The sequence below is a fragment of the Streptococcus oralis genome (assembly GCF_001579025.1).
Lineage (GTDB): Bacteria > Bacillota > Bacilli > Lactobacillales > Streptococcaceae > Streptococcus > Streptococcus oralis_X.
The window spans coordinates 226,639-245,786 of record NZ_KQ970236.1 but is presented as its reverse complement, the minus strand read 5'-3'; the positions used below and the strand labels follow the sequence as shown (position 1 = coordinate 245,786).

Below are 19,148 nucleotides of genomic sequence, written 5' to 3'. Positions count from 1 at the left end.
GATTTTTTAGAAGGCGCCGATGCTACCACCGCCTCCGCCTCCTGAGAATCCTCCACCTGAAGAACCACTTCCAGAAGATACAGAGTAATTGCTCGCTGTATTTGCGACAGCAGTATATTGCTTAATTTGTGCAGTTGAGGTGTAGAACTGTGAGTGCCAACCATAGGCTACATAAAGATTCAAATCTGGATTTTCAAGCTGAATATGGCGAACTTTCATTAACTTGCTCACCTTCTTGGCATAACCAAAGAGAGTCGCATAGACCAATAGACGGTTCCAAAGGACGATGCTCTCTAGCTCGGCCTGATCCAGATGAGCGATGTCGCGAAGCATATTTTCAAAACTCGTCCAGAGATAGAAGATCTCCGCTCCTTCCTCTGTTAGAACTCCATCGCGATAGGATCCTCGCGTGGCAAGGTAAACCCAGAAACTAGCTCCTAATCCTGTCAATCCTAAGAGTAGAAATGGGATCGAAAAGAAACCATGTGTTTGCCAGCTATAGTAAAAGAATAGCAGTCCACCTAGAGCTGTTATGGCTGAACAGACCCGCATCCCGAGAGCAAGGCGACGTTCCTCACTTGTCAAGGGACGATAGTAGCTTGGGATACGAAGTACATGGACCTTATCCTTGACACAAGACTGAATGCGTTGAAGTCTTCCTTCAAAGGAGCGTTTGAGACGCGAGCCTGTTTCTCGGATATGTTTTTCATCTGACTCTTTGGCACCACGGTAAAGGGAAGATGAAACTTGGTAATCAGGGAAGAGCTCTGAAATAGCCAATTCTTTCTTATTTGACAAAGTCATGCGCAGACATTCCTTCTCAAAATTGGATAAACCCTTTTCACTGATAATGCGCACATAAGGTTCCTCATCACCTTGGAAAATAGATAAATGACCTCGATCTACTAAATCCAACAAGGTTGCCTGAATCAAACGTTCAAAAGTAAATTTACCAAACCCTGATTTGTTTAGGGGATTGACTTCCTCTAAGGACGTTGAATACACTGCTTCTGCTAAAACCATTGGAGGCAAATCCATCGGTGGTTCGTAGAGTCGATGATCTTTTGGAAAGACCTTTTTAATGCTTGTACTCTGACGAAACATCCTATAGAAGATAGGAACTAGAAGTAAGAGGCTCATAAAAATGACGGGAAACATCCATTTCATCAAAATCTCACTTTGCGCTTTTTCTGTTGCTATATTGCTTTCAATCCGGTTAAAATCGGTTAAACGTTCTTCCTCTAATCCTTGATCAGGAGCTCCTACAAAAGCACTTCTCGGCCAGTAAGCATGTAATTCGATCTGTCGCTTTCTCGGAAGGTCTTTCATTTTGACATGATAGAGATTATTTGCTTTTTCAACACTAGAGTCCCTTAGGAGTTGGCCTGCATGAAAATAGAGTTTCTCTGCTGGAGTATCAGAGCTGACCTTAAACTCAATCTCTTTGATGTCTCCAGTACTATCGGTCAAGGGTTGCCAATTTAGCTCTGCGATGTCCTTATATAAGAAGAGAAGGTTTGTTAGTTTCCAAGTAACCGTTACCCGAACAGTATCTCCGGCATATCCAGCATTGTAAATTTTTACCTTGTAGCCGTCCTCTTCCTCCATGGTATAGAAGGAAACATTTTGAACAATTCTTCCATTTTTAGAGACCTGAACGGTCGGGTCGGGATCAATGTCAAATCCTTCCGGCATTTTCCCAGCTTTCCCTAGCCCAACTAACTGACCATTATAATCATCTCCAAAGCGGTAGGTAATTGTTTCCTTAAAAATTGCAGTATTATCTGCATGAATATTCAAATCACCCTGATAGGATAAGATATCAAAGTCTACTGCAAAAACTAGGCTCGGTATAAATAATAAATAAGCAAATACCAAAGCCAACAGCCATCTTTTTTTCATAATCGGTTCCCTTTCAATCTTTTTACCATTATATCATTTTTTATAAGTAAAGGCTTACTTGTATTGAAAATCTCGCTATTTTTAGATACAATAGAGGGAGTCATTTTTAGACTAGAAATAGGAGAAAACATGAAAAAATTATGCTTATCTATCCTTGCTAGCTTAGCCCTTACCTTAGGACTAGTTAGCCAAGTCCAAGCCGACGAATATTTACGCATCGGGATGGAGGCAGCTTACGCTCCCTTCAACTGGACCCAAGACGACGATAGTAACGGCGCCGTCAAAATCGACGGTACCAACCAATATGCCAACGGCTACGATGTTCAAATTGCTAAAAAGATTGCCAAAGACTTAGGCAAGGAACCTTTGGTCGTAAAAACCAAATGGGAAGGACTTGTTCCAGCCCTTACTTCTGGTAAAATTGATATGATCATTGCCGGTATGAGCCCAACCGCTGAACGCAAACAAGAAATTGCTTTTTCAAGCAGTTACTATACTAGCGAACCCGTTCTATTGGTAAAAAAGGACTCTGCCTATGCCAATGCCAAATCTTTAGAGGACTTTAGCGGAGCAAAAATCACGTCTCAACAAGGTGTTTATCTTTATGACCTGATTTCCCAAATTCCAGGTGCAAAAAAAGAAACAGCTATGGGTGACTTCGCCCAAATGCGTCAAGCTCTGGAGGCTGGTGTTATTGATGCCTATGTTTCTGAACGACCTGAAGCAATGACCGCTGAGTCTGCTAACGCTAAATTCAAAATGATCCAACCTCAACCAGGTTTCAAAACTGGCGAAGAAGATACAGCTATTGCCATTGGACTTCGTAAAGATGACAGCCGCATCAGCCAAATCAATGCGAGCATCGAAACCATCTCAAAGGATGAGCAAGTAGCCCTCATGGATCGTATGATCAAAGAGCAACCTGTGGAGTCTACAACAACAGAGGAAGAAAGTAGTTTCTTTAGCCAAGTCGCTAAGATTCTTTCTGAGAACTGGCAACAACTCTTGCGTGGTGCTGGTATCACACTCCTAATCTCCATTATCGGAACCATTACAGGTCTCCTTATCGGACTTGCAATCGGGGTCTTCCGTACCGCTCCACTATCTGAGAACAAGGCAATGTACGCCCTACAGAAACTAGTCGGTTGGATTCTCAATGTCTATATCGAGATCTTCCGTGGTACACCGATGATTGTTCAATCCATGGTTATCTACTATGGAACTGCCCAAGCTTTTGGTATTAACCTTGACCGCACACTAGCTGCTATCTTCATCGTCTCAATCAACACGGGAGCCTACATGACAGAGATCGTTCGTGGTGGTATTCTAGCAGTTGACAAAGGACAGTTTGAAGCTGCTACTGCTCTTGGTATGACCCACAATCAAACCATGCGTAAGATTGTCCTACCTCAGGTTGTCCGTAATATTCTACCTGCTACTGGTAATGAGTTTGTCATCAATATCAAAGATACCTCTGTATTGAACGTTATTTCAGTTGTTGAGCTTTATTTCTCAGGAAATACTGTAGCAACACAAACCTATCAATACTTCCAGACCTTTACCATCATCGCCGTGATTTACTTTGTCCTCACCTTTACTGTGACCCGTATCCTACGCTTCATCGAACGTCGTATGGACATGGATACTTACACTACAGGTGCTAACCAAATGCAAACGGAGGATTTGAAAAAATGACACAAGCAATCCTTGAAATCAAACACCTCAAAAAATCATATGGGCAAAACGAAGTGCTAAAAGACATTTCTCTCACCGTCCATAAAGGAGAGGTTATTTCCATCATCGGGAGCTCAGGAAGTGGAAAATCAACCTTCCTTCGTTCAATTAATTTACTAGAAACACCTACAGAGGGAGAGATTCTCTATCGAGGAGAAAATGTCTTAGAAAAAGGCTATAACCTCACCCATTATCGTGAAAAACTCGGTATGGTTTTCCAATCTTTCAATCTCTTTGAAAATCTGAATGTCCTTGAAAATACTATCGTTGCCCAAACGACTGTCCTTAAACGCGACCACTCTGAAGCTGAAAAAATTGCCAAAGAGAATCTCGAAAAAGTTGGCATGGGAGAACGTTACTGGCAAGCCAAGCCTAAACAACTCTCAGGGGGACAAAAACAACGCGTAGCTATCGCCCGCGCTCTCTCCATGAATCCTGATGCCATTCTCTTCGACGAACCAACATCTGCCCTCGATCCAGAAATGGTTGGAGAAGTCCTCAAAATTATGCAGGATTTGGCTCAAGAAGGCTTGACCATGATCGTCGTAACCCACGAAATGGAATTCGCTCGCGATGTCTCTCACCGTGTCATCTTTATGGATAAGGGTGTCATTGCTGAAGAAGGCAAACCAGAAGAACTCTTCACGAACCCTAAAGAAGAACGGACAAAAGAATTTCTTCAACGTTATCTCAGCTAATAAACAAAGACTGCATAAAGAATGCAGTCTTTTTAATTTGTAATTGTAAAGAAAAGGCAGACTCGACTCAGGAATCTGCCTGTGACCACAGTTTAATCTTCAAATTTTTCATGATTTTTTTCATAGAAATCGATTAAACCAAGAGCTGTTTCAAATGAAATATTTTTAACTTTTGCGCGTCCTTGTGCTAGAGCAATGATAGACATTTCACGCGCATTCGTTTCTTTAGAGATACGGTAGCCTGTGATTTTCTTATCACGAACCCAGCCAACAACTGCTTCTACTTTTTCAAAGTTCGACTTAGCCATGTTCTTCTCCTAAATTATTCTTTACAATACTTAATTGTATACGTTTTTATTTCGTTTGTCAATAAAAAAACATATATTCGTCGTAACTATATTATTCTGCATATTTTTATTTGGCTTTTAAAGCCGATAATATATGAGTTCTTATGTCCTCGACTCCATTAGGATTAGCAGGTAGGAAGATTGTATTATTACCCTCTTTATCTGCAAAATTATTCAACGTATCTAAATACTGGTTCGTTAATAGGATCGACATGATTTGTTCTTCAGTTAGCTCAACATTGGCTCCCTTTAGCTCTTGGATAGAATCAGCTAGTCCGTCAACAATTGCTTTACGCTGCTCTGCAATCCCTACACCATGTAGGCGATCTTTTTCTGCTTCAGCTTCTGCTGCGGTCACGATTTTAATCTTATCTGCTTCAGCAAGTTCTTGCGCCGCAACTCTCTTACGTTGAGCCGCGTTAATTTCATTCATTGATTGTTTTACTTCAGCATCAGGTTCAACCTTAGTAATCAGCGTTTTGACAATGATATACCCATACGTAGACATTTCTTCAGCCACTTGTTTTTGAACTTCTAAGGCGATTTCATCCTTCTTCTCAAACAACTCATCTAGGGTTAGCTTTGGTACAGATGAACGCAAAGCATCTTCAATATAGGATTTAATTTGGGCTTCTGGACGCATCAATTTATAATAAGCATCTGTGACATTGTTTTCATTTACTCGATACTGAGTTGCCACATTCATCGTTACAAATACATTATCTTGCGTCTTTGTCTCTACAACAATCTCACTTTGCAACAAGCGTAGTTGAACTCTTGCCGCAATCCTATCAATTCCAAAAGGAGCTCGTAAATGAATACCACTATTACTCAACTTTTGGTATTTACCAAAGCGTTCTATGATAGCGACAGATTGTTGTCGAACCACATACACAGAACTAACCATAATCACTGATGCAATCACCACTAAAAACAATAAAACAAGTAAAATTTGTAAAACCATGGGAATCTCCCCTTTCGTCACCCTCATTATAGCACCATCATCATTATTACGCAAATAATATGATAATAATTTTATTTTAGCTTAAACTAACATATTATACAACGTTTCGTTCCCATTCAAATTAATATAAGATGGGTCAAACTTTTCCATTCGATGAATCAATCCAGCATAGTCATGCTTATTGGCAAGAGCTACCCCAATCAAGACAGGGCCTGTCCCCTTGCTTGCTCGTTTGATATATTCAAAACGAGTGATGTCATCATTTGGCCCCAAAATGTCATTTACAAACTCTCGTAGAGCTCCTGGACGTTGTGGGAAATTCACTACAAAGTAATGCTTGATTCCATCGTAAATCAAGGCACGTTCTTCCATCTCTGGCATACGGTTGATATCGTTATTTCCTCCAGAAATGATACAACAAATCGTCTTTCCTTTGATATAGTCTGATAAAACTTCCAAGGCTGCAACACTGGCAGCTCCGGCTGGTTCTGCTACAATACCTTGTTTGGAATAAAGATCAATCAAGGTTTCGGAAATCAATCCCTCGTCCACCCCAATCAGCGTTTCAACATTTTTTCGGGTCGCTTCATAGGTTAATTGTCCAACCTTCTGCACAGCTATCCCATCAGCAAACTTATCAATTTCTTTGAGTTTAACTGGTCCCCAGCTTCAAAGGCAGCCTTCATAGAGCGAGCTCCATTGGCTTCTACCCCGATCACTTCAATAGTCGGGTTGGTTTCCTTAATATAAGTAGAAACACCGGCAATCAATCCACCACCACCTACTGGTACAAGTACTGTATCAAAATCAATGGACTCTTTACGGGCTTCTTCAAGAATTTCATAGGCTACAGTCCCTTGACCAGCCTGAACGTGCGCATCATCAAAAGGATCGATGAAGGTGCGGTTTTCTGTTAATGTAAATTCTTGTGCTGCCTTAGCAGAAGCATCAAAGGTATCCCCAACCAACTTGATCGTCACAAACTCTCCACCGAAAAAGCGAACCTGCCCAATCTTTTGTTGCGGTGTTGTGATGGGCATAAAGATCGTTGCAGGAATCTTCATCTCATTACAAGTATAGGCGACACCTTGGGCATGATTTCCCGCAGAGGCACAGACTACACCACGCTCGCGTTCTTCTTTTGACAGTTGAGAAATGGCATAATAGGCTCCACGAATTTTAAAAGAGCGAACTCGTTGCGCATTCTCCTTTTTGAGATAAATCTTTGCTTGGTATTTTTCTGATAAATAATGATCATATTCTAGTGGTGTATCAACTACTACACCACTCAAAACTTTGTGGGCTTTCACCACATCTTTTGCACTTAGCATTGTCTCCTCCTCAAGTACTTTTCAAGATAAAAAACGAGTTAGGTACCCCCAACTCGCCTTCTGTCTCTCTTTACAAGAATTAATTGTAGATTTTGAATGCGTCGTCGTCGTTTTTACCAACGAAAGGCATTGCTTTACGCAATTCTGCACCAACTTTTTCAATTTCAAGGTTAGCTGCTTGTTCACGGTAAGCAGTTAATTTCGGACGACCAGCCTTGTAGTCATTTACAAAGTCATTTGCAAATTTACCATTTTGGATATCTGCTAAAACAGCTTTCATGTTTTCTTTCACTTGCTCAGTAATCACACGTGGACCTGATACATAGTCACCATATTCAGCAGTGTTTGAAATAGATTGACGCATTTTCTTGAATCCACCTTCATAGATCAAGTCAACGATCAACTTCATTTCATGAAGAACTTCAAAGTAAGCCAATTCTGGGGCATAGCCTGCTTCTGTCAAGACTTCAAAACCTGCTTCGATAAGGGCAGTCAAACCACCACAAAGTACAGCTTGTTCACCAAACAAATCTTCTTCAGTTTCTTCTTTGTAAGTTGTTTCAAGCAAACCAACACGAGCTGCCCCAACACCTTTACACCAGTCCATAGCAATGTTTTTAGCATTTCCTGTTGCATCTTGGTAAACTGCGTAAAGAGCTGGCACACCAAATCCTTCTTCGTAAGTACGACGTACCAAGTGTCCTGGTCCTTTAGGAGCACACATGAAGACATCTACATCTGCAGGAACTTTGATAAATTCAAAGTGGATATTGAAACCATGAGCAAATCCAACTGCATTTCCAGCTTCCAAGTTTGGAGCAATTTCTGCTTCGTACAATTCTTGTTGGATTTCGTCTGGTGCCAAGATCATGATAACGTCAGCCAATTTAGTTGCTTCTGCTACTGTGTAAGTGTCAAAACCATCTTCTTTTGCTTTGTCAAAAGATTTACCTGGACGCACACCGATGATGACATCACGACCTGAGTCACGCAAGTTTTGCGCATGCGCATGTCCTTGTGAACCATAACCGATTACGGCGATTTTTTTACCGTCAAGCGCTGCTACTTTAACATCTTTTTCGTATTCCATTTGAACTGCCATAGTTTTTCTCTCTTTTCTATTTTTATTGCCTTATAGGCTGGTTTAACAAATTTATGCTGGATTTTATACTCAATGAAAATCAAAGAGTATTAGTCACGGGTAAATCCAGTTGCACCCGTACGAGCGATATTTTTAATACCGTATGGTCGAATCACTCGCAATAAAGCTTCACTCTTTTCAGCATTTCCAGTCATCTGGATGGTGATTGAGCTTGGAGCCACATCTACTACCGTTGCACGGAAAGGTTGGATAATGGCCAAGATTTCTGCACGCTTCTCAGCAGGAGCAGATACCTTCACCAAGATAACTTCTCTTTCCAAGTGTGGTTTATCTGTGATATCACGAATGCGAATCACATCAATCTGACGATTGAGCTGTTTAATGATTTGCTCTACTTCATCATGAGATGCTACATCAATAATGATGGTGATACGAGATACATTGGGGTTCTCTGTCGCACCAACTGAGATACTCTCAATATTGACTTGACGACGAGAAAGGACACCTGTAAAACGATTCAAAACTCCTGAACGGTTTTGCAATCTAGCTGTTAACATTCTACGCATGGAACTTCACCCCCAACATCTCATGATTGCTCTTACCAGCTGGTACCATCGGTAAGACCTGTTCCTTACGAGAAATATCCACCTCGATAAACATGGGCACATCCTCCAGAATGACTTCTAGATCCTTCTCTATCGTCTCTGGATTATCAAACTTATAGTTTTTAATGCCGTAGGCCTGTGCCATCAACTGGAAGTCAGGAAGGGTATCAAAGACTGACTCTGAAGTTCTACCCTCATAGAAGGATTCCTGCCACTGACGAACCATTCCTAGTGAGTGGTTATTCAACATGACAACCTTAATCGGTACCTTGTAGATATTTAGGATCGCTAGCTCTTGGTTGGTCATTTGGAAACCACCATCACCGACAAAAAGGATGACCTCTTTTTCTGGATTGGCAATCTTGGCTCCGATAGCTGCAGGAACTCCGAATCCCATGGTACCCAAACCACCTGAAGTGACTAACTGACGCTCATTTTGGTAAGGATAATACTGAGCTGTCCACATTTGGTGTTGCCCTACGTCTGTGACAACAATGGCATCCCCATTTGTCAACTCACCGATGCGTTCAATAACGGCCTGAGGTTGAACCACACGTTCTTTCTTATCATAAGAACGAACTCGATTCTTGTCCTTGGTGACTTTTTCAATCCACTTTTCAGTATTGTTATGAACAGTTGGTTCTGCCAGTAGCATCTGCAAGGCTTTCTTAGCATCCCCCACTACAGGAATATCTGCACTGATAATCTTACCAATCTCAGCTGGGTCAATGTCGATATGGGCAACCTTAGCATTCTTCGCGAAGGTCTTAGGGTTACCAGTCAAGCGGTCATCGAAACGGCAACCAATACTAATCATAAAGTCCGCTTCCGTCATTGCAATGTTGGCTGCGAAAGAACCGTGCATGCCTCCCATCCCTAGGAAGAGCGGATGACTCGTTGCAATGGTTCCTTGCCCCAAAAGACTAGTGACTACTGGAATTTGGTAACGTTCAGCAAATTCATTGAGCTCCTTAGAAGCTTCTGCATAGCTGATACCACCGCCTGCTAACAAAACAGGTTTCTTAGCTTTTGACAATTGCTTCAAGATTTTCTTGATTTGCATGTCATTCGGATCAAGCGTCGGTTGGTAACTTGGTAAATTCACCTCTGGTGAATAGATGAAATCTGTCTCTAGAGCTGATACATCCTTTGGCAAGTCAATCACAACTGGACCTGGACGACCTGTCGTTGCGATATGGACAGCTTCCGTAATGATACGAGGAATGTCTGCTGTCTCACGAACTTGGTAATTGTACTTAGTGATTGGCATGGTAATCCCCACGATGTCTGCTTCTTGAAAGGCATCTTTCCCAATTCCAGCTCGCGCAACCTGACCTGTAAAGACCAAAAGGGGAACGCTATCGCTCATGGCATCTGCAATCCCTGTAATGGCATTTGTTGCTCCTGGTCCACTCGTGACGACGGCAACGCCCAACTTTCCAGTTGATTTGGCATATCCTTCAGCTTCGTGCAAACAACCTTGTTCATGGCGTCCCAAGATGTGGCGAATGCCTTTAAAATTGTATATCGCATCATACAAAGGTAAGACCGCACCACCAGGATAACCAAAAATGGTATCAATCCCTAAGTCCCGAAGTGTTTCCAAAACTAGGTCCGACCCCGTCTTAGGAGATTCTAAACTGATTTTCTCCATTGTTCCCCTTTCTCTTCTCTTAAAAAAATAGCTTGTTACTATCATACCATTTTTTCAAAAATTTTCAAGGCAAAAGAGTCAATTTTCTGAATTTTCTATCTAAAAGTGTATTTATGAATCTTTCCCTCATTTTTATTAACTTTTCTACGGAATTAGGAACCTTTATTTACTTTAATTTATCAAATTAGAATATTTTCTTTCTGGATAGAATTAGTATTTTTCTCACTTAGCGACCAAATTCGTATACTATATTCAGCAAAAATGAATAGTTAAAGACAAAAAAGGAAGCCACTAAGTGACTTCCTTCTAGAGTGAGGACTGATTAGTCTTCACCTTTGTTTTTCTTAATGATTTCTTCTTGTACTGACTTAGGTACATCTTCGTAGTGGTCAAATACCATCATGAATGTACCACGTCCTTGAGATGCAGAACGAAGAACTGTTGCGTAACCGAACATTTCAGCAAGTGGAACGTAAGCACGAACGATTTGGCTGTTACCGTGAGCTTCCATACCATCTACACGTCCACGACGAGCAGTTACGTGACCCATAACATCACCAAGGTTTTCTTCAGGAACAGTGATGGTTACAAGCATCATTGGCTCAAGGATAGCTGGTTGTGCTGACTTAGCAGCTTCTTTAAGGGCAAGTGAAGCCGCAATCTTGAAGGCAGTTTCAGATGAGTCGACATCGTGGTATGAACCATCGTAAAGCTTAGCTTTAACGTCAACCATTGGGTAACCTGCAAGAACACCGTTAGCCATAGATTCTACCAAACCTTTTTCAACCGCTGGGATAAATTCACGAGGAACCACACCACCGACGATTGCGTTTTCGAATTCGAATCCTTTACCTTCTTCGTTTGGAGTAAATTCAATCCATACATCACCGAATTGACCTTTACCACCAGACTGACGTTTGAAGAATCCACGTGCTTGAGTAGAAGCGCGGAATGTTTCACGGTAAGATACTTGAGGAGCACCTACGTTCGCTTCCACTTTGAACTCACGACGCATACGGTCAACAAGGACATCAAGGTGAAGCTCACCCATACCAGAGATAACTGTTTCACCAGTTTCAACGTTTGTTTCAACACGGAATGTTGGATCTTCTTCAGCCAATTTTTGAAGGGCAATACCCATCTTATCTTGGTCTGCTTTAGATTTTGGCTCAACCATCAATTGGATAACTGGTTCTGGAACGTTGATTGACTCAAGGATGATTTTAGCTTTTTCATCTGTCAATGAGTCACCAGTTGTAGTATCTTTCAAACCAACGGCAGCAGCGATATCACCTGAGTAAACAGTGTCAATTTCTTGACGGCTGTTAGCGTGCATTTGAAGGATACGTCCGATACGTTCACGTTTACCTTTAGAAGTGTTCAATACGTAAGAACCTGATTGAAGAACACCTGAGTATACACGGAAGAATGTCAAACGACCTACGAATGGGTCTGTCATGATCTTGAAGGCAAGAGCTGCGAATGGCTCTTCGTCAGATGCTGGACGAGTTTCTTCTTCATCTGTATCTGGGTTGATACCTTTGATTGCTGGGATATCAAGTGGGCTTGGAAGGTAGTCGATAACCGCATCAAGCATCAATTGAACACCTTTGTTCTTGAAGGCAGAACCACACAATACTGGGAAGAATTCAACGTTGATAGTTGCTTTACGGATAGCAGCTTTCAATTCTTCGTTAGTGATTTCCTCACCTTCAAGGTATTTCATCATCAAGTCTTCATCAGTTTCAGCGACTGCTTCAACCAATTTTTCACGGTATTCTTGAGCTTGGTCAAGGTATTCAGCTGGAATATCTTCTTCAAGGATATCTGTACCAAGGTCGTTAGTATAGATTTCAGCTTTCATCTTGATCAAGTCGATGATACCGCGGAAGTCATCTTCAGCACCGATTGGCAATTGGATTGGGTGTGCGTTTGCTTGAAGACGGTCGTGAAGTGTGCTTACTGAGTAAAGGAAGTCAGCACCGATTTTGTCCATTTTGTTGGCAAATACGATACGTGGAACTCCGTACTCAGTTGCTTGACGCCAAACTGTTTCAGTTTGAGGCTCAACACCTGATTGTGAGTCAAGAACAGTAACCGCACCGTCCAATACACGAAGAGAACGTTGTACTTCGATTGTGAAGTCCACGTGTCCTGGTGTGTCGATGATGTTTACGCGGTGGTTGTTCCATTGAGCTGTTGTCGCAGCAGATGTGATAGTGATACCACGTTCTTGCTCTTGCTCCATCCAGTCCATTTGTGACGCACCTTCGTGAGTTTCACCGATTTTGTGGATTTTACCAGTGTAGTAAAGAATACGCTCAGTAGTTGTTGTTTTACCGGCATCGACGTGAGCCATGATACCGATATTACGAGTTTTTTCAAGTGAAAATTCGCGTGCCATGAGGTTTGTTTCTCCTATTTATTTTAATTTCTATTCTATTATAACACGATTTTAATAAAAACGGATAGGCAGGACCTACCCGTTCTCAATGTTTATCTTGTTTTTGTTGGTTTCAACTTGTAGACAAGTTGAATTGAACTCGGGCTAAAAGCTCAAGTTAGCTGAGTTGAACTCAATTGAACTCGGGCTAAAAGCTCGGAAAATAGATAAGCTTTCCTAGAATCTTTGATTCTGCGTCAAGCTTCCTAATTTTCAGTCGCTTTTTTAACGCCCTTAGTATCTTATTCTTACCAACGGAAGTGTGCGAAGGCACGGTTAGCTTCAGCCATACGGTGAGTGTCTTCACGTTTCTTAACTGCTGCACCAGTGTTGTTCGCAGCATCCAAGATTTCTTTTGCAAGACGGTCTTGCATTGTGTGTTCACCACGAAGGCGAGCGATGGTTACCAACCAACGAAGTCCAAGTGTTGTACGGCGTTCTGGACGAACTTCAACTGGGACTTGGTAGTTAGATCCACCAACACGACGTGCACGTACTTCAAGTACAGGCATGATGTTTTCCATAGCTGTTTCAAATACTTCAAGTGCATCGTTACCAGTAGCTTCTTTGATTTGCTCAAAAGCACCGTAAACGATTGAAGCAGCTGTACCACGTTTACCATCAAGCATAACGCGGTTGATAAGACGAGTAACTAGTTGTGAATTGTAAAGCGGATCTGGCAATACGTCACGTTTTGGAGCTCTATTTTTACGACTCATTTCTCTTTATCCCCTTTCCTTATGCTTTTGGACGTTTAGTACCGTATTTAGAACGGCCTTGTTTACGATCGTTAACACCTGCAGTATCAAGTGCACCACGGACGATATGGTAACGTACCCCTGGAAGGTCTTTTACACGTCCACCACGAAGAAGCACCACGCTGTGCTCTTGCAAGTTGTGTCCGATACCTGGGATGTAGGCAGTAACTTCGATAAGGTTGCTCAAACGTACACGAGCGAATTTACGAAGGGCAGAGTTAGGTTTTTTAGGTGTCATTGTTCCCACACGAGTTGCAACACCACGTTTTTGTGGTGAAGAAACATTTGTTTGAACTTTTTTATGACTGTTGTAACCAACGTTCAAAGCTGGTGATTTAGATTTTTCTACTTTTGATTTACGCGGTTTGCGAACCAATTGGTTAATTGTAGGCATCTACATTCTCCTGTGTTTTTTTATTTTTGGTGATGATACACTTGGTGACAGCTACCATCTGTGTGTACTTTTGCAACATTTGTCAGCACGTCCCTGTACACTTTTGAGAGACCAAAAGTAAAAAGTACCGTCTATTATTGTAACACAATTTTTCCTTCATTGTCAAGATATTTTTCATTTTTATTCTGATCTTTTCACTCTTTGACACTAGCTTTCACCCCTTTTCTAAACCAGAAAAGGAGGCAATTTGCCTCCTCCTTTCTAGTATGGTTTTCCTTTGATTCAAGTTGTCATTTCGGAATTTTTTAACCCTTCTTATCAAAGCCAACCAGACTCTTTTGCAATATTGGCTGCCTCTGTTCGATTACCAGCATCTAGTTTCGAAAGAATATTGGTGACATAGTTTCGGACGGTTCCATTTGATAGATAAAGCCGATCTGCGATTTCTTGATTAGACAAGCCCTGAGCGATTCCCTTTAAAACAGCGATTTCTTGCTCTGTTAACGGATTGGGGTGCGTCATCACCACTTCCATCAATTCAGGCGAATATTCCTTGCGTCCTTCGAGAACAGTATGCAAGGTTTGCATGAGGTCTGCAATGCTTCTTTCTTTTAAGACATAAGCATCCACTCCAGCCTTGACCGCACGTTCAAAATACGTCCGGGGCGCTTGAAGGTCGTCACCACAACCACCTTTGTTTCTAGCTTTTCTGCTCGTATCCACTCCAAGACTTCGAGGCCGGTCTTAACAGGCATTTCTACGTCAAGAATGGCGATATCCACAGACTCTTTTGCTAAGAGTTGGATTGCTTCTTGGCCATCCTTGGCTTGTAGGACAGAATCTACATCTGGTTGAAAGGTAAGCAACTGGCACATAGCATCTCGCAACATACTTTGATCTTCTGCAACAAGTAATTTCATCTTAGTTTCTCTCCTTATAAGGTAGCCGAACCTGCACTTCAGTCGGATGTTTCTGACTGATCACCTTCACTTCTCCTGAAAAAGGAAGGACACGGTCTCGAACAGTATGGAGTTCATCTCCTTTTAGAGAAGCAAAGCCACAGCCATCATCTCTCACTGTTAGAATGAGTTCTTTCTCTGTCCGTTCTAATTTTAAGTAGGCTTTAGACGCTTTGGCGTGTTTGATGATATTGGTCACTAACTCAAGCAAAATCATGGAGGCTGTTGACTCTAATTCCTGAGTTAAGCTAGCTGTATCTAGTTGATTAGCTATTTCCACCTCAATTCCAGCAATTTCTAACATCTTTTTCAAAGTCTCTAGTTCTGATGTCAAAGTTCTAGACTTAAGATTTTCCACAATGGTTCGAACTTCACGCATTGATTCTTTGCTAATTTGCTGTATTTCTCTTAATTCCTTTTCCACCTGTGGATAAGCCTGCATCTGAAAAAGTTGGAGGGCAAGATCCGTCTTCACACTCAACATAGCAAATGTATGGCCTAGACTGTCATGGAGATCCTGACCGATACGATTGCGTTCATTTTCAGCCAAGAAAAGATTAAGCTTAGCATTTTGCTTTCTCTTTTCTTCTTTTATGTCCTCCGACAATCGAATTCGATAAAGACCAAAGGTCATTGCATCGGAAAAGATAAAGGTCACCAAGAAAAAGAGTAGCTGCCAGGGACTAACATGATTGACCATATAGATTCCGGTCAGAATGAACGGTTGCAGGACAATAAAACTGACAAAACGCCAAGAGTGAAAAGAAATCTCATCCAGCTCATAAATAAGGAGATTGGATAAATAAAAGATAAACCATGTGAAACCTGAACTTAGCCAAACAGATGTATAAAAAATGTAGACAAGCATGGACCACCATGCTAGCCACTGCACGGTGCGATTCTGACTGATTAAAACCGAATAGAAGGCAAGTACAAATAGTAGGGTCCATAGCAAGGTTAAAAGCGGGTAATCTCCAACGATGACACCCGCTATAGGAAAGATGATAAACACAATTGAAATATGAAACATATAATGAATGTTTTTAAATTTTTCCAACATAGATTTATTTTACCTCGATCCGTTTTTTCAGTTGAACAACCAAGACGCCAAAGAAAACTGCATAACCTAGTACAACCAAGGCAGCAAGAATGTTAAACTCGTGGTTCTCCAAATAAGTAGAGACGACCTGCATCAGTTGATAGGTTGGAGTCAGCTTTCCAATAGATTGGAGCCATTCTGGGAAGGAATCCAAGGGGAACCACAGTCCACCTAGAACAGCCAAAGCAATATAGGCAATATTTCCAACAACCGTCATCAGTTGAGCACTGGGTAGCAAGCTCACCAAGACCCCCATGCTGATAAAGACCACGCTTCCGATCAGCAAAATAGCACCAATTACCATCCAGTCAAGCCAAGGCAGAGTCACTCCACGGACAAAATGACCAACTGAAAAGACAACTGTAATTGATAACAAGAAAGTCAGTAGGGTACTGAACAGTTTTGATACATAATATTCTACCATAGATACGGGAGAATGTTGAATCAATTTTTGCCAGTTGTTTGTCTTATCAGACTCGAGTGTGCTAGGGATACTGAAAAAAGCACTTGACATGATACTAAAGAGCGTCATGGCAAAAAGATAGGCTTGAAGAGCAATTTCTGGAATATCTGACCCTGACATCATACCAGAAAAGATAAGGTAAAACACACTTGGAAGTCCGATGGATAGCAAGTAGTAGACTGCTTGCCGTTTCATCAGAATGATTTCCACTTTCATGAGACTTGTCATATTTTTCATCGTCAATCTCCTTTAGTCTTGAGTCGTTTCGAAGATACTGTCTAAGAGAGTTCGATTGCGAACTTCAATTTCTTCGATCATGCAGCTCTGTTCTTGCAAGACTTTCCATACCTGGCTGGCTTCTTTGGTTGTGAAGGAAAGAGCATTTTGCTTGATTTCAAGCCCTTGAATCTGGTCCAAAGTGCTGATAACTTCCTGATAAGTTAGTGGTACCGTAAAATGTTTTTCTTGTTCTTCACCACGCATGGCATAAGGTGTCGTATCCCGGATCAATTCACCCTTGTGGAGGACCAAAATGCGGTCAGCCGTATGTTCTACCTCTTCGATATAGTGAGAAGAGTAGACAATGGTGACACCATTTTTCTTTAACTGATTGACAATTTCCCAAAAATGCTGACGTGTCGAGGTATCCATTGCAGCAGTCGGCTCATCTAAAAATAGAATTTTCGGACGACCGATTAAAGTCAACACGAAAGAGAACAAACGTTTTTGCCCACCAGACAACTTGCCCGCTAGCTGATTTTTCTGCTTGTCTGAGAATCTCAGCAAGTCATCAATTTCTTTGTCTGAAAGACTGTCGGGATAAAGTGACTTGAAAAATGATAGAAGTTCTTTCACTTTCAAGCTTTGGACAACTGCATTTTCTTGGGGTAAGACAGAAATAAGCTGCTTTAATCGAGGATCTGTTGGTGCAAAGCCTTGAATGGCTATCTGACCTGAGCTCATGAACTTGTCGCCCAAGAGGCAATCAATCAAGGTTGTCTTCCCTGCTCCGTTAGGCCCGATCAAGGCGACACATTCTCCGTCATTGATTTCAAAGGAGATGTTCCGCAAGATCTCCTTGTCTTTTATTTTCTTACTCAATTTCTCAACTTTAATCACAGTCATGAGATTCTCCTTTCAACCACTTCATTCCCATAGGGAAAACGACAAAAATCATAAATCCAAAACCCCAAGCACCACGAATAAATTGGCGAAGCAAGGTTTGGTCAAACCACCCAGTAAACATTTCCACTAACCATACCAAGAGTGACAGACCGATAAAGAGATAGATGATTGCTTTTTTCATTCCTCAAACTCCTTTTTCACATCTCTGACCAATTTCAAACCTTCTCTGACAAGCCAAGACATCATTCCAAAGCCAGCAAAGAGCTCCCAAGGAAAATGATAGAAACCCTCGTCCAATCCTGAAAACATGAGATAGGTCATAACTCCTGCTGCTACTAAACTCACTGCGATAATCATTTTATTTTTCATTTCTTCTTCCTCCATTTCATACTTCAATTATAGTCTTTTGAAGTTGGCGGAGCTAGATGCTTCTGTCACTAGGAAATATGACAAATGTCATAAAAAAAGAACCGATTTCTCGGTTCTTAAAAATGATTAGTCTGATTCATCGTTTCGTTTCTTTTTACCTAGTAATCCAAGTGTCATGGCACCTGCTAGGGCTGTCAGAATTCCTAGATTTCTCAAGCCATCTTCTTGACTTCCTGTATTTGGAAGTTGATTTTTTTCTACAGAGATGTTTTGAGTCAATTGATCTGGTTTCGAATCAGGTACTGAAAGTTCTTTTTTATCAGACGGCTTCACTTGCTCTGGAAGTTCTACTACTGTTGGAGTATAGAATCCTGAAATAATATTTCCATTACGATCTTTACGGATCACTTTCACACCTTTGGCTTGTCCTACAAAGTCTGCCTCAGGGGTAAAGGTGACGGTGCCATCTGGTGAGATTACGTAAGTTCCTTCACCTGGAATCACTTTTTCAGTTGATCCATCTTCAAAGGTTGGCGGAACTGTCAGATCGACATCACCTGTAAAGTTTGGTTTACCAGTCTGAGTTTGACCTTTAAGACCTTCTGATGTCGCATCACTCACTTGTGTTTGTCCAAGGACAGTTGGTGTGTAGTGAGCAGTAACTACATTTCCATACACATCCAAACGTTTCACAACCAATCCTTTAGCTGTACCAACAAAGTCTGGTTCTGGAGTAAAGGTAATCTTACCATCTTTATCAATTGTATAGCTTCCTTCACCCGGAACAACCATAGTCGTGCTACCATCCTCAAATGTTGGTGGTACAGTCGAATCGATATGTCCTTCAAACACTGGTGTTGCCACTTGTGGTTGGCCTTTTGCTCCTGTAGAAACCGTATCATGACCAGTAGATGGACCTACAACTGTTGGGCGATAGCTTGCAGTAACTGGAGTACCGTTCTTATCCTTGCGGACAATCGTTACACCGGTTCCTTTTCCTACAAAATTAGCTTCTGGAGTGAAGGTCACTGTGCCATCTGGTGAGATTGCATAAGTCCCTTCACCTGGAATCACTTTTTCAGTTGATCCATCTTCAAATGTTGCTGCCACAGTTTCATCGATTGGAACAAGCGGATCACCACCTTCAAATGTTGGGGTACCTGTTTGAACAAGACCCTTAATGTTAACTGAAGAAGTATCT

The 19,148-nt window shown here is 41.6% G+C and carries 17 protein-coding genes and 2 pseudogenes; 2 read left to right on the top strand and 17 right to left on the bottom strand.

The window, feature by feature from the left end; translation table 11 throughout:
* Positions 1–6: 6 nt before the first annotated feature.
* Positions 7–1,902, bottom strand: a complete 1,896-nt coding sequence (locus SORDD27_RS07470; RefSeq protein WP_061428347.1) for a DUF2207 domain-containing protein — start codon at positions 1,900–1,902, stop codon at positions 7–9.
* Positions 1,903–2,031: 129 nt separating this feature from the next.
* Between SORDD27_RS07470 and SORDD27_RS07465 the strand changes: the two genes are divergently transcribed.
* Complete coding sequence (locus SORDD27_RS07465) at positions 2,032–3,597, top strand: ABC transporter substrate-binding protein/permease (protein WP_000732044.1); 1,566 nt, start codon at positions 2,032–2,034, stop codon at positions 3,595–3,597.
* Entirely contained in the window at positions 3,594–4,334 is a 741-nt protein-coding gene (locus tag SORDD27_RS07460) for an amino acid ABC transporter ATP-binding protein (RefSeq protein ID WP_000189490.1), read from the top strand. The genes SORDD27_RS07465 and SORDD27_RS07460 overlap by 4 nt, the downstream gene beginning before the upstream one ends.
* 92 nt (positions 4,335–4,426) lie before the next feature.
* Here the strand turns inward: SORDD27_RS07460 and SORDD27_RS07455 are convergent, their stop codons facing one another.
* The 16 genes and pseudogenes from SORDD27_RS07455 to SORDD27_RS07380 form a co-directional block, all read right to left on the bottom strand.
* Positions 4,427–4,642, bottom strand: coding sequence for a capsule biosynthesis transcriptional regulator (locus SORDD27_RS07455; protein ID WP_001130031.1), 216 nt, complete (start codon positions 4,640–4,642; stop codon positions 4,427–4,429).
* A 106-nt stretch (positions 4,643–4,748) separates the two neighbouring features.
* The gene (locus tag SORDD27_RS07450; protein ID WP_000244062.1) at positions 4,749–5,645 is read right to left on the bottom strand and encodes an SPFH domain-containing protein; all 897 of its coding nucleotides are present in this window, start codon (positions 5,643–5,645) and stop codon (positions 4,749–4,751) included.
* A gap of 81 nt (positions 5,646–5,726) precedes the next feature.
* A pseudogene (gene ilvA / locus SORDD27_RS07445) lies at positions 5,727–6,976 on the bottom strand (threonine ammonia-lyase IlvA).
* Between the two features lie 79 nt (positions 6,977–7,055).
* A complete protein-coding gene (gene ilvC, locus SORDD27_RS07440; RefSeq protein WP_000290683.1) occupies positions 7,056–8,078 on the bottom strand; it encodes a ketol-acid reductoisomerase in 1,023 nt (340 codons plus the stop codon).
* A gap of 89 nt (positions 8,079–8,167) precedes the next feature.
* Complete coding sequence (gene ilvN / locus SORDD27_RS07435; protein ID WP_001253813.1) at positions 8,168–8,644, bottom strand: acetolactate synthase small subunit; 477 nt, start codon at positions 8,642–8,644, stop codon at positions 8,168–8,170.
* Positions 8,637–10,337: an acetolactate synthase large subunit gene (locus tag SORDD27_RS07430; RefSeq protein ID WP_000411743.1), complete on the bottom strand. Its 1,701-nt coding sequence runs from the start codon at positions 10,335–10,337 to the stop codon at positions 8,637–8,639. The genes ilvN and SORDD27_RS07430 overlap by 8 nt, the downstream gene beginning before the upstream one ends.
* A gap of 322 nt (positions 10,338–10,659) precedes the next feature.
* Positions 10,660–12,741, bottom strand: coding sequence for an elongation factor G (gene fusA, locus SORDD27_RS07425; RefSeq protein WP_000090339.1), 2,082 nt, complete (start codon positions 12,739–12,741; stop codon positions 10,660–10,662).
* Between the two features lie 287 nt (positions 12,742–13,028).
* Positions 13,029–13,499, bottom strand: coding sequence for a 30S ribosomal protein S7 (gene rpsG / locus SORDD27_RS07420; protein ID WP_000087873.1), 471 nt, complete (start codon positions 13,497–13,499; stop codon positions 13,029–13,031).
* A 19-nt stretch (positions 13,500–13,518) separates the two neighbouring features.
* A complete protein-coding gene (gene rpsL / locus SORDD27_RS07415) occupies positions 13,519–13,932 on the bottom strand; it encodes a 30S ribosomal protein S12 (protein ID WP_001142332.1) in 414 nt (137 codons plus the stop codon).
* Positions 13,933–14,250: 318 nt separating this feature from the next.
* Positions 14,251–14,852: pseudogene (locus SORDD27_RS07410) on the bottom strand (response regulator).
* Between the two features lies 1 nt (position 14,853).
* Complete coding sequence (locus SORDD27_RS07405; RefSeq protein WP_002881496.1) at positions 14,854–15,951, bottom strand: sensor histidine kinase; 1,098 nt, start codon at positions 15,949–15,951, stop codon at positions 14,854–14,856.
* 4 nt (positions 15,952–15,955) lie between these two features.
* Positions 15,956–16,690, bottom strand: a complete 735-nt coding sequence (locus SORDD27_RS07400; RefSeq protein WP_061428345.1) for an ABC transporter permease — start codon at positions 16,688–16,690, stop codon at positions 15,956–15,958.
* 12 nt (positions 16,691–16,702) lie between these two features.
* Positions 16,703–17,578 carry an ABC transporter ATP-binding protein gene (locus SORDD27_RS07395; RefSeq protein WP_061428343.1) on the bottom strand — a complete coding sequence of 292 codons (876 nt, stop codon included), beginning with the start codon at positions 17,576–17,578 and terminating at the stop codon, positions 16,703–16,705.
* Entirely contained in the window at positions 17,565–17,759 is a 195-nt protein-coding gene (locus SORDD27_RS07390) for a hypothetical protein (protein ID WP_000709174.1), read from the bottom strand. The genes SORDD27_RS07395 and SORDD27_RS07390 overlap by 14 nt, the downstream gene beginning before the upstream one ends.
* Entirely contained in the window at positions 17,756–17,962 is a 207-nt protein-coding gene (locus SORDD27_RS07385) for a hypothetical protein (RefSeq protein WP_057488782.1), read from the bottom strand. Before SORDD27_RS07385 ends, SORDD27_RS07390 begins: the two co-directional genes overlap by 4 nt.
* Positions 17,963–18,073: 111 nt before the next feature.
* On the bottom strand, positions 18,074–19,148 hold a 1,075-nt coding region (locus SORDD27_RS07380; protein WP_081103404.1), incomplete at its 5' end, for an LPXTG cell wall anchor domain-containing protein.

Excerpts from the sequence above, each read along its gene's own strand:
- rpsL (WP_001142332.1), bottom strand. The coding sequence starts at position 13,932 with ATGCCTACAATTAACCAATTGGTTCGCAAACCGCGTAAATCAAAAGTA.
- SORDD27_RS07400 (WP_061428345.1), bottom strand. The coding sequence starts at position 16,690 with ATGAAAAATATGACAAGTCTCATGAAAGTGGAAATCATTCTGATGAAA.
- SORDD27_RS07390 (WP_000709174.1), bottom strand. The coding sequence starts at position 17,759 with ATGAAAAAAGCAATCATCTATCTCTTTATCGGTCTGTCACTCTTGGTA.
- SORDD27_RS07465 (WP_000732044.1), top strand. The coding sequence starts at position 2,032 with ATGAAAAAATTATGCTTATCTATCCTTGCTAGCTTAGCCCTTACCTTA.
- SORDD27_RS07455 (WP_001130031.1), bottom strand. The coding sequence starts at position 4,642 with ATGGCTAAGTCGAACTTTGAAAAAGTAGAAGCAGTTGTTGGCTGGGTT.
- SORDD27_RS07470 (WP_061428347.1), bottom strand. The coding sequence starts at position 1,902 with ATGAAAAAAAGATGGCTGTTGGCTTTGGTATTTGCTTATTTATTATTT.
- ilvC (WP_000290683.1), bottom strand. The coding sequence starts at position 8,078 with ATGGCAGTTCAAATGGAATACGAAAAAGATGTTAAAGTAGCAGCGCTT.
- SORDD27_RS07430 (WP_000411743.1), bottom strand. The coding sequence starts at position 10,337 with ATGGAGAAAATCAGTTTAGAATCTCCTAAGACGGGGTCGGACCTAGTT.
- rpsG (WP_000087873.1), bottom strand. The coding sequence starts at position 13,499 with ATGAGTCGTAAAAATAGAGCTCCAAAACGTGACGTATTGCCAGATCCG.
- SORDD27_RS07395 (WP_061428343.1), bottom strand. The coding sequence starts at position 17,578 with ATGACTGTGATTAAAGTTGAGAAATTGAGTAAGAAAATAAAAGACAAG.
- SORDD27_RS07385 (WP_057488782.1), bottom strand. The coding sequence starts at position 17,962 with ATGGAGGAAGAAGAAATGAAAAATAAAATGATTATCGCAGTGAGTTTA.
- SORDD27_RS07450 (WP_000244062.1), bottom strand. The coding sequence starts at position 5,645 with ATGGTTTTACAAATTTTACTTGTTTTATTGTTTTTAGTGGTGATTGCA.
- SORDD27_RS07460 (WP_000189490.1), top strand. The coding sequence starts at position 3,594 with ATGACACAAGCAATCCTTGAAATCAAACACCTCAAAAAATCATATGGG.
- ilvN (WP_001253813.1), bottom strand. The coding sequence starts at position 8,644 with ATGCGTAGAATGTTAACAGCTAGATTGCAAAACCGTTCAGGAGTTTTG.
- SORDD27_RS07405 (WP_002881496.1), bottom strand. The coding sequence starts at position 15,951 with ATGTTGGAAAAATTTAAAAACATTCATTATATGTTTCATATTTCAATT.
- fusA (WP_000090339.1), bottom strand. The coding sequence starts at position 12,741 with ATGGCACGCGAATTTTCACTTGAAAAAACTCGTAATATCGGTATCATG.